Below are 13,296 nucleotides of genomic sequence, written 5' to 3' on the forward strand. Positions count from 1 at the left end.
CTCAGCTCGCCGCGGCGGCGGAATCGGCCGCGTGCTGCGCGCCCTGGCCGTGTTTGCTGCGGTAATCCTCCACCGCCGCCTTGATGGCATCTTCGGCCAGCACGGAGCAATGGATCTTCACCGGCGGCAATTCCAGTTCTTCGGCGATCTGGCTGTTTTTGATGGTCATGGCTTCATCGAGGGTCTTGCCCTTGACCCACTCCGTCACCAGCGAACTGGAGGCAATGGCCGAGCCACAGCCGTAGGTCTTGAAGCGGGCGTCTTCAATGATCCCGTCGGCGCCGACCTTGATCTGCAGGCGCATGACGTCGCCGCAGGCGGGTGCGCCAACCATGCCGGTGCCCACGTCGCCGGCGTCCTTGTCAAGCGTGCCGACATTGCGCGGGTTTTCATAATGATCAATCACTTTCTCGCTGTAAGCCATTTCCGTTCTCCTTGAAGCATGTTCAAATCAGTGGGCAGCCCACTGGATACTGCTGATATCGATCCCTTCCTGATGCATTTCCCACAGGGGCGAGAGCTCGCGCAGCTTGCCCACATTGGCCGCTACCAGGGCAATGGTGGCGTCGATCTCCTCTTCGGTGGTGTAGCGTCCCAAGCCGAAGCGAATGGAACTATGCGCCAGCTCGTCGGACTTGCCCAGGGCGCGGAGCACATAGGAAGGCTCCAGACTGGCGGAGGTACAGGCGGAACCGCTGGATACGGCGATGCCCTTCAGGGCCATGATCAGCGACTCCCCTTCCACAAAGGCGAAGCTCAAATTGAGGTTGTGCGGTACCCGCCGCTCCAGGTCACCATTGAGATACACCTCCGGCACCCGGGCCTGGATGCCCTGCATCAGCTTGTCGCGCAACTGGCGAATGCGCCGCGCGTCGCTGGCCATCTCCTGCACCGCCAGCTCCGCCGCGGCGCCCATGCCCACGATCTGATGGGTAGGCAGGGTGCCGGAGCGCATGCCGCGCTCATGGCCGCCGCCATGCATCTGCGCCTCGATGCGCACCCGCGGCTTGCGCCGCACGTACAGCGCGCCGATGCCCTTGGGCCCATAAATCTTGTGCCCGGAGAGGCTCATGAGATCGGCCTGCAGCAGTTCGACGTCCACCGGGATCTTGCCCAGGGCCTGCACCGCATCCACATGAAAGAGGATCTTGTGCTCCCGCAGGATGCGGCCGATTTCCTCCATGGGCTGGATCACGCCGATCTCGTTGTTCACATAGAGCACCGAGGCGAGGATGGTATCGGGACGGATGGCGGCGGCAAAGGCGGCGAGATCCACCAGGCCATTCTCCTGCACCTCCACATAACTCACCTCGAAACCCTCGCGCTCCAGTTGGCGGCAGGTGTCCAGCGTCGCCTTGTGCTCCGTGCGCAGGGTGATGATGTGCTTGCCCTTGCCCTGATAGAAATGGGCCGCGCCCTTGAGGGCGAGGTTGGTGGACTCCGTCGCACCGGAGGTCCAGACGATCTCCCGGGGGTCCGCATGAATGGCCATGGCCACCTGCCCGCGGGCCTTCTCCACCGCCTTTTCCGCCGTCCACCCATAGGGATGGGAACGGCTGGCGGCGTTGCCGAATTCGAAAGTGAGATAGGGGAGCATCTGCTCCAAAACCAGCGGATCCACCGGCGTCGTCGCCTGGTAATCCAGATAGATGGGACGCTCGGGATGGATCAGGCGCGGCTGCCTGGTGTCGATGTCATATACCTTGTGCTGATTCATGGAATCCACCTTTCCGTCGTTCAATGTGCCGAACGCAAAACCGTTTGCGCCATTTTCACCGGTACCGTCCCTTGGGCAGCCTCCTTGCGGAGCTGCTCTTCCACCAATTGCGCCAGCGTAATGCTGTCCAGGAATTGCGCAATCCTTTGTCCCAACTCCTCCCACAAATCGTGGGTGAGGCATTGCTTGCCATCACCCTTGCAGCACAGCGTCGGATCACCGCCACACTGGGTGGTATGAATGGACTCGTTGACCGCCGCCACGATCCTGGTCAGGGGGATTTCCGCGCCGGGCACGGCCAAACGATAACCGCCCCCCGGCCCGCGGACGCTATCCACCAGCCCATGCCGGCGCAGGCGGCCGAAGAGCTGTTCCAGATAGGCCACCGAAATCTGCTGCCGCTGGGCGATATCGGCAACGGTCACCACCCCATCATACTGGTGCAGCGCCAGATCCAGCATGGCGGTTACCGCATAGCGTCCTTTCGTCGTCAATTTCATGACCTATACTCCCTCGTCCATCAGCTTACTATGTAGACTAATTTAGTCAAGAATTATTTGCCCTTGTTTTATTTATTTTTCCATCATCTTCCTCTATGGCCTCCACGCTGCAGGCCAGGGCCTCCAGGACCGGGATCTCGGTCTTCGGCTGCAAGGCGAGGAGCCCCTCCCGCAGCCGCGCAATTTCCTCGTCCTGCCGATGCATGTGCTCCAGCATGCACTCCACCGCCCGTGCCACCGGGTCCGGCATCTGCCCGGTAAGCCCGTAGGCTTCAAAGGCCCCACCGCCCTCCCCTTTGCTGATCACCCGCCCGGGCACGCCAACCACGGTGGCGCCGGCGGGCACGGACTTGACCACCACCGCATTGGAGCCGATCCGCGCATTGTCCCCCACCAGGATGGGGCCCAGCACCTTGGCGCCAGCGCCGACGATGACGCCATTGCCCAGGGTGGGATGACGCTTGCCGGGCTGCCAGGCGGTACCACCCAGGGTCACGCCATGATAGAGGGTGCAGTCGTCGCCGATCTCCGCCGTTTCCCCAATGACCACGCCCATGCCGTGATCGATGAAAAAACGCTCGCCGATCCGGGCGCCGGGATGGATCTCGATGCCCGTGAAAAACCGGGAAAAGGCCGCCAGGAGGCGGGCCGGGAAGCGCCAGCCATGGGACCACAGGCCATGGGCCAGACGATGCATCACCAGGGCATGCACGCCCGGATAGGTCAGCAGCACCTCCAGGCGGGTGCGTGCCGCCGGATCGCGGGCGAATACCGCTGCCAAATCACCACGCAGGCGCACCCACATGCCCATTCATCCTCCTCGGCAGATCCTCGCCACCGGCCCTCGGCGCAGCAGCACCCGACTATTAGAGACTATCCTGATTCTTTCTGTCCACTTTGCCCTTGCCGGCCCAACGCTCCAGTTCCGTCAGGATGCCGCGCAGGATATGGACCTCGTTGGCCGAGGGCATCGCGCGGTCGAACAGGCGGCGCAGGCGCCGCATCATCTGCGTTTCCCGCGGCGCCTGCAAAAAACCGCAGGCCTGCAGCATTCCCTGCAAATGCCGGTAAAAACCTTCCATCTCCTCCGCCGCCGCCATGGGTGCCACAGCTCCCCCGGCAGGGGAAGTCTCCGCACCCGCCGCCAGGAAGATCTCATAGGCCAGCACCTGCACGGCCTGGCCCAGATTCAGGGAGCTATAGCAGTCGGCCGTGGGAATGGTCACGAGGACCTGGCAGCGGTCGAGTTCGGCATTGCTCAGGCCCGTTCGCTCCCGGCCGAAAAGCAGCGCGCAAGGCCCTGCCTGCAAATCCGTGCGCAAGGAAACCGCCGCCTCCCGCGCCCCCAAATTCGGCCAGGAGACATGCCGGTTGCGGGCGCTGGCGCCGTACACGCGGTGGCAGCCGCGCAAGGCGCCATCCAGATCGGCGCAGACTTCCGCCCGGTCGAGCAGATCCTCGGCACCCGAGGCCATGGCTATGGCCTCGGGTGCGGGGAAACGCAGGGGCTTGACCAGCACCAGTTGCTGCAGCCCCATCACCTTCATCGCCCGGGCAGCAGCGCCGATATTGCCGGGGTGGCTGGGCTCCACGAGGACGATCCGCAGGTTTTCGAGGGGAGTGTCCGCCATCCGCATCCTTCCGTTTTTTCCAACGCCGGGTAAAAATCATTATACTTGCCGTTCATCATTTTAACGCGTTCGCCCAAAGGTTCCCATGCAGCATCCCATCCTCGTCACCGCCATTCGCGCCGCCCGCAAGGCCGGCGATCTGATCAACCGCACCATCGACCGGGTCGCCGAACTCACCGTCACCAGCAAGGCCCACAACGACTATGTCACCGAGGTGGACCGCAGCGCCGAAGCGGCCATCGTCGAGATCATCCGCCGCGCCTATCCCCAACATGGCATCCTCGCCGAAGAAGGCAGCACCATCCCAGGCAAGGATTTCGAATGGATCATCGACCCCCTGGACGGCACCACCAACTTCATCCATGGCCTGCCCCAGGTGGCCGTATCCATTGCCGTGCGCCACTTCGACCGCATCGAACACGCCGTGGTCTACGACCCCCTGCGCAACGAGCTGTTTTCCGCCAGCCGGGGCGGCGGGGCCCACCTCAACGATCGCCGCCTGCGCATTGCCCAGCGCCGCGATCTGGAAGGCGCCCTGCTGGGGACGGGCTTTCCGTTCAAGGATTTTTCCTATCTGGACGCCTATCTGGCCACCCTCAGGGCCATCATGCCCAAGGTCGCGGGCATTCGCCGACCGGGTTCGGCCGCCCTGGATCTGGCCTATGTGGCCGCCGGCCGTTATGACGGCTTCTGGGAATTCCGCCTCAAGCCCTGGGACCTGGCCGGCGGCGTCCTGCTGGTGCAGGAGGCGGGGGGCGTGGTGACCGATTTCCACGGCGAGCAGGACTACTGGCACTCGGGCAATGTCGTGGCCGGCAACATGCGCATTCATGCGCAATTGTTGCGCATCATCGACGAACACGGCGGCGACGGCACCTGAGCCGGCTGGGCGACGCCGTCATTGGCCCCTGGCCGACAGGGCCGCGGACCCCGCCCAGTCGCGGGCGAACTGGCGGGCTACCCGGCCGCTGCGGGAACCGCGCTGCAGGGCCCAGCGCAATGCCGCGGCGCGCCATTCCTCCCGGGGGCTGCTTACCCCCAGACGTTGCAAATGCAGCGCGCAGATGGACAGGTACATCTCCTGGTCGAAGGGATAGAAACCCAGCCACAAGCCGAAGCGCTCCGAGAGGCTGATTTTTTCCTCGGCGTTCTCCCCGGCAATGATTTCCTCGCCATGGCGTTCATACTCGGCGTTGTCGGAGAAATGGCGCGGCATGAGGTGGCGACGGTTGCTGGTGGCGTAGAGCAGGACATGATCGGAGCGCGCTTCGACACCGCCGTCGAGGAGGGACTTGAGGGCCTTGTAGGCGGGATCGTCGGCGCCGAAAGATAGGTCATCGCAAAAGAGGACGAAGCGATAGGCCTCCCCCGGGTCCGCCTGCGCCAGGGCGGCCAGGATCTCGGGGAGGTCGAGAATGCCGTCGGCGTCAATCTCGACCAGGCGCAAACCCTGCGGGTGATAACGCTGGAGCATGGCCTTGACCAAGGAGGACTTGCCCGTCCCGCGCCCGCCCCAGAGCAGGGCGTCATTGGCCGGGTAACCGGCCACGAACTGACGGGTGTTGCGCTCCAGGGTCTCCTTCGCCGCGTCGATCCCGATCAGGTCGTCCAAACGGGGCAGATCGACGCGCGCCACGCCCTCCAGACGCCCTCCCAGGGGGAGATGACGCCAGCGCGCGGCGGGGAATTGCGCAAAGTCCGGCACGGCATGGGGGGTGGCATCCCCCAGCAAGCTCGCCAGGGCGTTGACGATGAGATGGCGCTCCACTGTCCATGATCTCCTTTCTATGCTTAGATAAGACCCAAGTGTACCCCTAAGGTTGTCAGCGCGTCATGAAATTGCTCACCGACTTTTTACCGATCATCCTGTTTTTTATCGCCTACAAGCTGCAGGGCATCTACACCGCAACGGCCGTCCTGATTGTGGCATCGGTGCTGCTCATGGGCTGGCAGTTCCTGCGCAAGGGGCGCGTGGAGACCATGACCCTGGTTTCCACGGGCCTGGTTTTGCTCTTCGGCGGCGCCACCCTGTATTTTCACAATGACACCTTCATCAAGATCAAGCCGAGCATTCTCTATGCCCTCTTTGCCGCGGCCCTCCTCTATACCCAGTGGCGCGAACAGACCCTCCTGGAGCGGCTCATGGGCGGGCAGTTGCCGGCGGCGCTGCCATCGGCCTTCTGGCGTCGTCTCAATGCCTACTGGATCGCCTTTTTCCTCTTTGGCGCCGTATTGAATCTGGCCGTGGCCTATACCCTGCCCACCAGTATCTGGGTGGATTTCAAGCTCTTCGGCCTCCTCGCTCTCACCATCATTTTCATCCTCTTCCAGGCGGCCATCATCTCCCGCGCCCTGCCCCAGGAAGTGGAGAATGGCGATTCACGCCATCACGATTAGGGAGTTTCCATGTACTACTGCATCATCGGCACCGATTTTCCCGACTCCCTGGCCAAACGCCAGACAGCGCGTGGGGATCATCTCGCCCGTCTGCACCAGCTCAACGCCGAGGGCCGCCTGCTGACGGCCGGGCCTTTTCCCGCCCTGGATCAGGAAGATCCGGGGCCGGCAGGCTTTACCGGCAGCCTCATCGTTGCCCAATTCGACTCGCTGGAGGCGGCCCAGGCCTGGGCCGCCGCCGAGCCCTACCTCGCCGCCGGCGTTTATGCCGAAGTCAGCGTCCGCCCCTACAAAGGAGTATTTCCATGAGCAAGGCATTACTGGAAGCGCACATCCGCGCCGCCCTCCATCCCGAGCTGCTGGAGATCAAGGATCGCAGCAAGGCCCACAGCGCCCACGAACTGTCCGATGGCGGCGGCCACTACGAGGTCCTCGTCGTGGCCGAACAGTTCCGCGGGCTGGCGCCGCTGGCACGGCACCGTCTGGTCTATGGGGCAACGGCAGGGGTGCCCGATATCCACGCCCTCTCGGTCAAGGCCATGACGCCGGAGGAGATGCGCCAGCAAGCCGCCGCTGCGCCGGCGCGCAAGACCTTCCGCCTGGCAACGGACTGAGGCGCGAAGCAGCGGGCCGCCAGCCATGAGCGCAGACGCTTTCGTGCGCAGCTTTCGGGAGTCCTCTCCCTACATCCACCGCTTTCGCGGCCAGACCTTTGTCATCAGCTTTGGCGGCGACGCCATTGCCGACGGCAGCATAAGGACCCTGGCCCACGATATCGCGCTGCTCAACAGTCTGGGGATCAACCTGATCCTGGTGCATGGCGCCGGCCCGCAGATCGATGCCGCCATGGCGGAACGCGGCCTGCAGGGCGAGCGGGTCGGGGGACGCCGGATCACCACGGCGGCGGCCATGGAAGCGGTCACCGGGGCCGTCGGCGCCGCGCGCCTGGCCGTGGAAGCCGCGCTGTCCCAGGGCCAGATGGGCTCGCCCATGGCGGGCGCCGGCCTGCAGGTGGTGGGCGGCAATTTCCTCATGGCCCAGCCGCTGGGCATCCTGGACGGCGTCGACTTTCAGCATACCGGCAAGGTGCGGCGCGTTGCCGTAGAGGCCCTCCAGCGCCACCTGGCCGCCGACGAGGTGGTGTTGCTCTCTCCCATCGGGGTCTCGCCCACCGGCACCCTTTTTAATGTGCGGGCCGAGGAAGTGGCCGTGGCGACCGCCAGCGCCCTGGGCGCGGCCAAACTCATCTTCCTCATGGACGCCGAGGGCGTCAGCAACCGCCAGGGCAGCCTGCTGCGCCAGCTCACCGCCGCCGAAGCCGCAGCCTTGCTCCGGGAAGGCGGCACGACCTGCCCATCCTCGGTGCGTCAGCACATGGAAAGCGCCATTAGCGCCTGCCGGCGCGGAGTGGAACGGGTACACCTGATCTCCCGCCATGTGGACGGCGCCCTGTTGCGCGAACTCTTCACCCGCGAAGGGCTGGGCACCCTCATCTCCCAGGATCCCTTTGAGCACCTGCGCCGCGCCACCCTGGCCGACGTCCCCGGCATCCTCGAACTCATCCGCCCCCTGGAAGAAGGCGGCATCCTGGTGCGCCGCAGCCGCGAACGGCTGGAAATGGAGGCCGAGCAGTTTGTCGTGATGGAGCGCGACGGGAAGATCATCGCCTGCGCCGCCCTCTACCCCTATCCCGAGCAAGGCATGGCGGAAATGGCCTGCCTGGCCGTGGATGGCGACTATCGCCGCCAGGGACGCGGCGAACAACTGCTGACCTTCTGCGAAGGGCTGGCGCGGGACCAGGGGCTACGCCAGATCTTTGTGCTCACCACCCAGACGGCGCACTGGTTTCTGGAGCGCGGCTTCCGTCAGGGAACCCTGGAGGAACTCCCCATGCCCCGTCAGGAGCTCTACAACATGCAACGCCGCAGCCAGGTCTTTTTCCACCCCTTGACCTAACGGCCCTGCAGCCGACACCCTGCTTATGAAACCAGCCCCGCCCCGACGCACGTTAGCGGGACGGCAACGGCGCTGTTTCCCTGCCATAGATCGCTGCGTTGCCGGCATGATCCTGCGTTTCAGGCCTCTTCCAGCGTTGCATCCCCGTTGCCGGACGGAAAAGTCTCCCCCATGCCGCGCTCACCGAGACGCGTCACCCCCGCAGAACGGCCGTCATAGCGGTGGACGATGGTGCAGCGGCGCGCCACAAAACCGCCCTTCTCCGTTTCGCTGGGCTCCAGGTCGAATTCAAAAATGACATCCCGGCTGGGCAAGTCGTCCGTATCCAGATCCCTGGGCAAATCCGAGATATGGACAAAGGCGGAGCCATAGGGGGACTCTTCCTGGCGGGTATCGGTGATCCACAGGCGCGGCGAAATCTCCCCCAAAAAGCGGATGAAGCCGAAGCCGCGCTCGGCCTCCCAGCGGCTGCAGACGCCGCGGATGCGCGAGCCCACCTCGCCCCAGGCGAGGCGGTTTTCGCGGGTAGGGAGCAGCCCGGGGATGAGATAACCAGAATAAAAGGCATCGGCTTCGTGCTGCAGCTCCCGGGAGACGTTGCGAAACGCCAGCACCTCCACGCGGCAGCCCTTGTTTTGCAGGGCGCGCACCACCTGGAGGAAATCCCCGTCGCCGGAAACCAGCAGGACCTGATCCAGGCGTTCGGACTGGAGCATGACGTCCACGGCGAGATCCAGATCGGCGTTGGCCTTGGAAACGCGGTTGCCCTCTTCATCCACGAACCAGCGCACCGGCTTCTCGATGATCTTCCAGCCCAGGTCGCGCACCGCCTGCTGGTAGCCGCGGATGCGCTCGCGGTATTCCCGGTCCACCTTCATGCGTTCGCCATCCACGGCCATATAGGTATTGAGGCGGAGGACCTTGCCCGCATCGCGCACCGCAAAGCGCCGCAGCACGTCATAGCGCATGGCATAGCCGCCGTTGTAGCGGATATTTTCCGAATCGACATAAACGCCGATGCGCGTGCCCTCACTACCCATCATCAAGCCTCCAGCACCGCGCCCTTGGCGGCGTTGCTGACGAGCTTGCGATAGCGGCGCAGCCAAGGGGAGGAGAGGGGTTTTTCCACGGGCTTCCAGGCGGCCCGGCGCCGCGCCAGTTCGGCATCCGTCAAACGCACGTTCAGCTTGCCGGCATCCAGATCCAGATCGATGATGTCCCCCTCCACCAGCAAGCCGATGGGCCCGCCCTCGGCGGCTTCCGGCGAGACATGGCCCACGCAGGCACCGCGGGTGGCACCGCTGAAGCGCCCGTCGGTAATGAGGGCCACACTCTCGCCCAGGCCCATGCCCATGATATTGGCGGTGGGGGTCAGCATTTCCGGCATGCCCGGCCCGCCCCGGGGTCCTTCGTAGCGGATCACGACCACGTCGCCGGCCTGCGCCTGACCGGCGAGGATCCCTTCGGCGGCCTCTTCCATACTGTCGAAGATCCGCGCCGGCCCCGAAAACTGACGCATGGCCGGAGCCACCGCGGCGATCTTGACGACGCTGCCTTCCGGCGCCAGATTGCCAAAGAGCACCCGCAACCCGCCGGTGGGGGAGATGGGATCATTGGCCAGATGGATGATGCGGCTATCCTTGACTGCGGCGGACTCCACGATCTCGCGCAGGGTCTGGCCGCTCACGGTGGGTTTGTCCAGGTGCAGGACCTTGGGGTTGCGCTTGTTCACCTCATGGAGGATGGCCGGGATACCGCCGGCCCGGCCGATATCCTCGACATGCACGGTGGACAGGGCCGGGGAGACCTTGGCGATGTAAGCCACTTGCTGGGCCAGGTCGTTGAGCCGGGCCAGGGGATAATCGATGCCCGCCTCCCGGGCGATGGCGATGGTGTGGAGTACCGTATTGGTCGAACCGCCCATGGCCATGTCGAGGATGAAGGCATTGTCGATGGCGTCAAAGTCCACCAGTTCCCTCATGGTCGGCCCCCCCGCGAGGGCCATCGCCACCACCCGCCCCGCTGCCTGGCGCACCAGATCCCGGCGCGCGGCCGCGGTGGCGAGAATGGTGCCGTTGCCCGGCAGGGCGATGCCCAGCACCTCCATCAGGCAATTCATGCTGTTGGCCGTGAACATGCCGGAGCAGGAGCCGCAGGTGGGACAGGCCTTGTCCTCGATCTCCTTGAGGCGGATCTCCGTCATCTGCCCGCGCTTGAACTGCCCCACCGCCTCGAAGGCCGTCACCAGATCCACCGTCGTGCCGTCGGCGAGGTGGCCCGCCTCCATGGGACCGCCGGAGACGAAGACCGTGGGCACATCGCAGCGCAGCGCCCCCATGATCATGCCGGGGACGATCTTGTCGCAATTGGGGATGCAGATCAGGGCATCCAGATGATGGGCCTGGACCACGGTTTCGATGGAGTCGGCAATGATCTCGCGACTGGGCAGGGAGTAGCGCATGCCGTCATGACCCATGACGATGCCGTCGTCCACCCCGATGGTGTTGAACTCGAAGGGGACGCCGCCGACGGCGCGGATGGCCTCCTTGACGATGCGCCCGAACTCCTGCAGATGCACATGGCCGGGAATGATGTCAATGTAGGAGTTGGCCACCCCGATGAAGGGCTTGGCCATATCGGCGTCCGTGAGGCCGCAGGCCTTGAGCAGGGAGCGATGGGGCGTACGTTCGAAACCCTTCTTGATGATATCGGAGCGCATAAAAACCTCGTCAAGGTGATGGAGCATGATGAATGGCGCTGGCGGGCAGCGCGCAGGGCCGCCGCAAAACGGAAGTATAAGCCCCGCGCCGGTCCAGGCCAAACGCGGACGGGCGCCAGCAAAGGCCGGGAACGCTGGGGCGCCCCCTAACCCCGCCGCAACCAGCGATACACCGTCCGCTCGCTCACCCCCAGCGCATCGGCCACCAGGCGCCGGTTGCCGGCAAAGCGCTGCAGGAGCGCCGGCAGGGTCTCCGGGCCCGAACGCCCATGGGCAGGGCCTGGGGGGCAGCGGCCGGCAACGCCCGGAGCCGGGGCGGCGGGCCGCCCATCCTCCAGGCCCAGGTCCTCCACGAGGATGACGGGCCCAGCCGCCAGGGCCGCGGCCTTTTGCAGGATGTTGCGCAACTCCCGCACGTTGCCGGGAAAATCGTAGGCGCAGAGCCGGATCTCCGCCTCCCGCGACAACTCCCAGCGCCCGCCCCAACTGGCCCCGATCCGCTGCAGGAGCACCCGGGCAATCCCCGGAATGTCCTCCCGGCGTTCCCGCAGCGGCGGCAAGGAGATGCTGATGGCCGCCAAGCGATAATAGAGATCCGCCCGGAAGCTCCGCGCGGCCACCATCTCGCGCAAATCGCGGTTGGTGGCCGCCACCACCCGCACATCGGCATGGAGGGTTTCGGCGCCGCCCAGACGGCGGAAGGAGCCGCTTTCCAGCACGCGCAGGAACTTGGCCTGCATCGCCAGGGGCAGTTCGCCGATCTCGTCCAGAAAGAGCGTCCCCCCATCGGCCATTTCAAAGAGGCCCCGCTTGCGCCCCAGACAACCCGTAAAGGCCCCCCGCTCATGGCCCAGCATCTCGCTTTCAAACAGGGTATCGGGCAGGGAGGTGCAATCGACCGTAATGAAAGGCCCCCTCTGCCGCGCCGAAAAGTGGTGGATGGCGCTGGCCGCCAATTCCTTGCCCACACCGCTTTCCCCATGCAGCAAAATGCTGGCCTCCGTACGCGCCGCCATTTCGATATGGTGGAGGCAACGCAGAAAGGCCGGCGACCGCCCCACCATCTGCATCTCGCCGCAGGTAATCACTTCGTCCTGATCCGCCAGGCGGATGATCTCCTCCCCAAGATAGCGCTGCCCCGCCAAGCCCATGATGGCGTGGCCGCGGATGCGCACATGCTCGGCACGGTTGCTGGGATCAAAATGGACATGGCGCACCTCATGGGCCTGACCGGTGCTGAATACCGCCTGATGCGGACAATCTTCGCCGCGCTGATGGCAGGGCACCGGCGAATGATGGGAAATCTCGTGGCAGTGGTGACCGATGATATCCGCCGCCAGCACTCCATAGGCTTCCCGGTAGGCGTGATTGGCGGCCACGATCCGATAATGCTCATCGATGAGCACCATGGGATTCTCATGCATGTCCAGCACGCTGGAAATCTGTAAACCATCCACTTCCGTGTCCGTCATGGTATCCATTTTTCCGCACTCCCGAAGAAACTTCTCACCCAAGGCCGCCCTGCCTTGTCCCAGGTGCGCCTTTCTGCCATGGCCATCGCCCGATGACACCCAGGGGGTCGGCAAACTCGCCAGAAGCCTGATGCCCGTCGATTCGGTATGGACACAATTCAGCCCTCGAGAGAGGGATTCGGTGGGAAATTGGGCCTTTTTTCCCGATGGTTCCGTAGATTGGCAGGGTACAGGCGTATGAAGGCCTCCGGACAGCCCCGGATGGATACGGTGATCGCCTGAGGGGACTAGAACCCGAGGAGGTGGAGAACTTGTCCGCTCCTGGCCGCGTACTGGCGGGTGGCTTCCGCGATGTTTTCCCAGCCTGCCCGGCGCAGGAGTCCCATCGCGAAGTTCCGGAGCGTGGCCATGACCCGAGGGCCGTTTCTGGTGCGGATCTGGGACCGGTCTTCGTCGAAGGTGGTATCCCGGACATGATGGCATCGATTTTCGATTTCCCAATGGCCGCGAGTGAAAGCGAGGAGCGCTTCCGGGCTGGCCTGGGCGGCCGGCAGGCTGGTCAGGCCAAAGGTGCGTTCGGTGCGTACTTTTCCCGTTTTCTCGTGAACGGTGATGCGGAGGATGAGGAACGCCTGGGCGAGATGCGGGAAATCGATCGCGGCCTGGGTCGCGACGTAGATCTTGCGCACTTCCAGTCGCCCATGAGCGGTATCACAGGTTTCTGCCTGCAGGGGGGGAATTCCTCCAGTCGAGGCAGGTTAGCTCGTCCCGGAGGGATTTCTGATTCCCTTTGACTGCCGTGAAGAGGTAGTGTGCCTTTTTCTCCTTGAATCCCCCCGAGTTTTGTGGAGGGCTTTATTCGTTCCTCATGCTGCTTTTGAGGTCGGCAGTTTCAACTGAGCAT

At 64.4% G+C, this 13,296-nt stretch carries 15 protein-coding genes; 5 read left to right on the forward strand and 10 right to left on the reverse strand.

Annotated features, from left to right (window positions below; genetic code table 11):
• Position 1: 1 nt before the first annotated feature.
• The 5 genes from iscU to ACP5MM_RS06165 are packed head-to-tail and all read right to left on the reverse strand — an operon-like array spanning position 2 to position 3,848.
• Positions 2-424 (reverse strand): Fe-S cluster assembly scaffold IscU, encoded by a 423-nt coding sequence (gene iscU / locus ACP5MM_RS06145; protein ID WP_427930650.1) that lies wholly within the window; start codon positions 422-424, stop codon positions 2-4.
• 27 nt (positions 425-451) lie between these two features.
• Positions 452-1,717: an IscS subfamily cysteine desulfurase gene (locus ACP5MM_RS06150; protein WP_427930649.1), complete on the reverse strand. Its 1,266-nt coding sequence runs from the start codon at positions 1,715-1,717 to the stop codon at positions 452-454.
• 20 nt (positions 1,718-1,737) lie between these two features.
• Positions 1,738-2,217, reverse strand: coding sequence for an Rrf2 family transcriptional regulator (locus ACP5MM_RS06155; RefSeq protein WP_427930648.1), 480 nt, complete (start codon positions 2,215-2,217; stop codon positions 1,738-1,740).
• 46 nt (positions 2,218-2,263) lie between these two features.
• Entirely contained in the window at positions 2,264-3,028 is a 765-nt protein-coding gene (cysE, locus tag ACP5MM_RS06160) for a serine O-acetyltransferase (protein ID WP_427930647.1), read from the reverse strand.
• A 55-nt stretch (positions 3,029-3,083) separates the two neighbouring features.
• On the reverse strand, positions 3,084-3,848 hold the full coding sequence (locus tag ACP5MM_RS06165) for an RNA methyltransferase (RefSeq protein WP_427930646.1): 765 nt from the start codon (positions 3,846-3,848) through the stop codon (positions 3,084-3,086).
• An 85-nt stretch (positions 3,849-3,933) separates the two neighbouring features.
• On the opposite strand from ACP5MM_RS06165, the gene ACP5MM_RS06170 reads away from it, so the two are divergent.
• A complete protein-coding gene (locus ACP5MM_RS06170) occupies positions 3,934-4,728 on the forward strand; it encodes an inositol monophosphatase family protein (protein WP_427930645.1) in 795 nt (264 codons plus the stop codon).
• Positions 4,729-4,746: 18 nt separating this feature from the next.
• Here the strand turns inward: ACP5MM_RS06170 and ACP5MM_RS06175 are convergent, their stop codons facing one another.
• Complete coding sequence (locus ACP5MM_RS06175) at positions 4,747-5,616, reverse strand: ATP-binding protein (protein ID WP_427934276.1); 870 nt, start codon at positions 5,614-5,616, stop codon at positions 4,747-4,749.
• Positions 5,617-5,681: 65 nt separating this feature from the next.
• Here ACP5MM_RS06175 and ACP5MM_RS06180 point away from each other — a divergent pair, with 65 nt between their 5' ends.
• Genes ACP5MM_RS06180 through argA form a run of 4 tightly spaced genes read left to right on the forward strand, consistent with a single transcriptional unit; the run spans position 5,682 to position 8,201 of the window.
• Positions 5,682-6,245 carry a septation protein A gene (locus tag ACP5MM_RS06180; RefSeq protein ID WP_427930643.1) on the forward strand — a complete coding sequence of 188 codons (564 nt, stop codon included), beginning with the start codon at positions 5,682-5,684 and terminating at the stop codon, positions 6,243-6,245.
• 9 nt (positions 6,246-6,254) lie between these two features.
• Positions 6,255-6,554, forward strand: coding sequence for a YciI family protein (locus tag ACP5MM_RS06185; protein ID WP_427930642.1), 300 nt, complete (start codon positions 6,255-6,257; stop codon positions 6,552-6,554).
• Entirely contained in the window at positions 6,551-6,859 is a 309-nt protein-coding gene (locus tag ACP5MM_RS06190; RefSeq protein ID WP_427930641.1) for a BolA family protein, read from the forward strand. The genes ACP5MM_RS06185 and ACP5MM_RS06190 overlap by 4 nt, the downstream gene beginning before the upstream one ends.
• Positions 6,860-6,884: 25 nt before the next feature.
• On the forward strand, positions 6,885-8,201 hold the full coding sequence (gene argA / locus ACP5MM_RS06195) for an amino-acid N-acetyltransferase (protein ID WP_427930640.1): 1,317 nt from the start codon (positions 6,885-6,887) through the stop codon (positions 8,199-8,201).
• A 119-nt stretch (positions 8,202-8,320) separates the two neighbouring features.
• Here the strand turns inward: argA and ACP5MM_RS06200 are convergent, their stop codons facing one another.
• From ACP5MM_RS06200 to ACP5MM_RS06215, 4 genes are all read right to left on the reverse strand, one after another.
• Complete coding sequence (locus tag ACP5MM_RS06200; protein ID WP_427930639.1) at positions 8,321-9,244, reverse strand: NYN domain-containing protein; 924 nt, start codon at positions 9,242-9,244, stop codon at positions 8,321-8,323.
• The gene (ilvD, locus tag ACP5MM_RS06205; RefSeq protein ID WP_427934277.1) at positions 9,244-10,920 is read right to left on the reverse strand and encodes a dihydroxy-acid dehydratase; all 1,677 of its coding nucleotides are present in this window, start codon (positions 10,918-10,920) and stop codon (positions 9,244-9,246) included. The genes ACP5MM_RS06200 and ilvD overlap by 1 nt, the downstream gene beginning before the upstream one ends.
• Before the next feature lie 146 nt (positions 10,921-11,066).
• Positions 11,067-12,401 (reverse strand): sigma-54 interaction domain-containing protein, encoded by a 1,335-nt coding sequence (locus tag ACP5MM_RS06210; RefSeq protein WP_427930637.1) that lies wholly within the window; start codon positions 12,399-12,401, stop codon positions 11,067-11,069.
• 278 nt (positions 12,402-12,679) lie between these two features.
• Entirely contained in the window at positions 12,680-13,132 is a 453-nt protein-coding gene (locus tag ACP5MM_RS06215; RefSeq protein ID WP_427934278.1) for an ISAs1 family transposase, read from the reverse strand.
• Between the last annotated feature and the right edge of the window lie 164 nt (positions 13,133-13,296).

This window comes from Acidithiobacillus sp., assembly GCF_049965315.1.
GTDB lineage: Bacteria > Pseudomonadota > Gammaproteobacteria > Acidithiobacillales > Acidithiobacillaceae > Acidithiobacillus_B.

What these genes read in the sequence shown, in the direction of transcription:
- iscU (WP_427930650.1), bottom strand. Translation starts at nt 424, where the DNA reads ATGGCTTACAGCGAGAAAGTGATTGATCATTATGAAAACCCGCGCAAT.
- ACP5MM_RS06150 (WP_427930649.1), bottom strand. Translation starts at nt 1,717, where the DNA reads ATGAATCAGCACAAGGTATATGACATCGACACCAGGCAGCCGCGCCTG.
- ACP5MM_RS06155 (WP_427930648.1), bottom strand. Translation starts at nt 2,217, where the DNA reads ATGAAATTGACGACGAAAGGACGCTATGCGGTAACCGCCATGCTGGAT.
- cysE (WP_427930647.1), bottom strand. Translation starts at nt 3,028, where the DNA reads ATGGGCATGTGGGTGCGCCTGCGTGGTGATTTGGCAGCGGTATTCGCC.
- ACP5MM_RS06165 (WP_427930646.1), bottom strand. Translation starts at nt 3,848, where the DNA reads ATGGCGGACACTCCCCTCGAAAACCTGCGGATCGTCCTCGTGGAGCCC.
- ACP5MM_RS06170 (WP_427930645.1), top strand. Translation starts at nt 3,934, where the DNA reads ATGCAGCATCCCATCCTCGTCACCGCCATTCGCGCCGCCCGCAAGGCC.
- ACP5MM_RS06180 (WP_427930643.1), top strand. Translation starts at nt 5,682, where the DNA reads ATGAAATTGCTCACCGACTTTTTACCGATCATCCTGTTTTTTATCGCC.
- ACP5MM_RS06185 (WP_427930642.1), top strand. Translation starts at nt 6,255, where the DNA reads ATGTACTACTGCATCATCGGCACCGATTTTCCCGACTCCCTGGCCAAA.
- ACP5MM_RS06190 (WP_427930641.1), top strand. Translation starts at nt 6,551, where the DNA reads ATGAGCAAGGCATTACTGGAAGCGCACATCCGCGCCGCCCTCCATCCC.
- argA (WP_427930640.1), top strand. Translation starts at nt 6,885, where the DNA reads ATGAGCGCAGACGCTTTCGTGCGCAGCTTTCGGGAGTCCTCTCCCTAC.
- ACP5MM_RS06200 (WP_427930639.1), bottom strand. Translation starts at nt 9,244, where the DNA reads ATGATGGGTAGTGAGGGCACGCGCATCGGCGTTTATGTCGATTCGGAA.
- ilvD (WP_427934277.1), bottom strand. Translation starts at nt 10,920, where the DNA reads ATGCGCTCCGATATCATCAAGAAGGGTTTCGAACGTACGCCCCATCGC.
- ACP5MM_RS06210 (WP_427930637.1), bottom strand. Translation starts at nt 12,401, where the DNA reads ATGGATACCATGACGGACACGGAAGTGGATGGTTTACAGATTTCCAGC.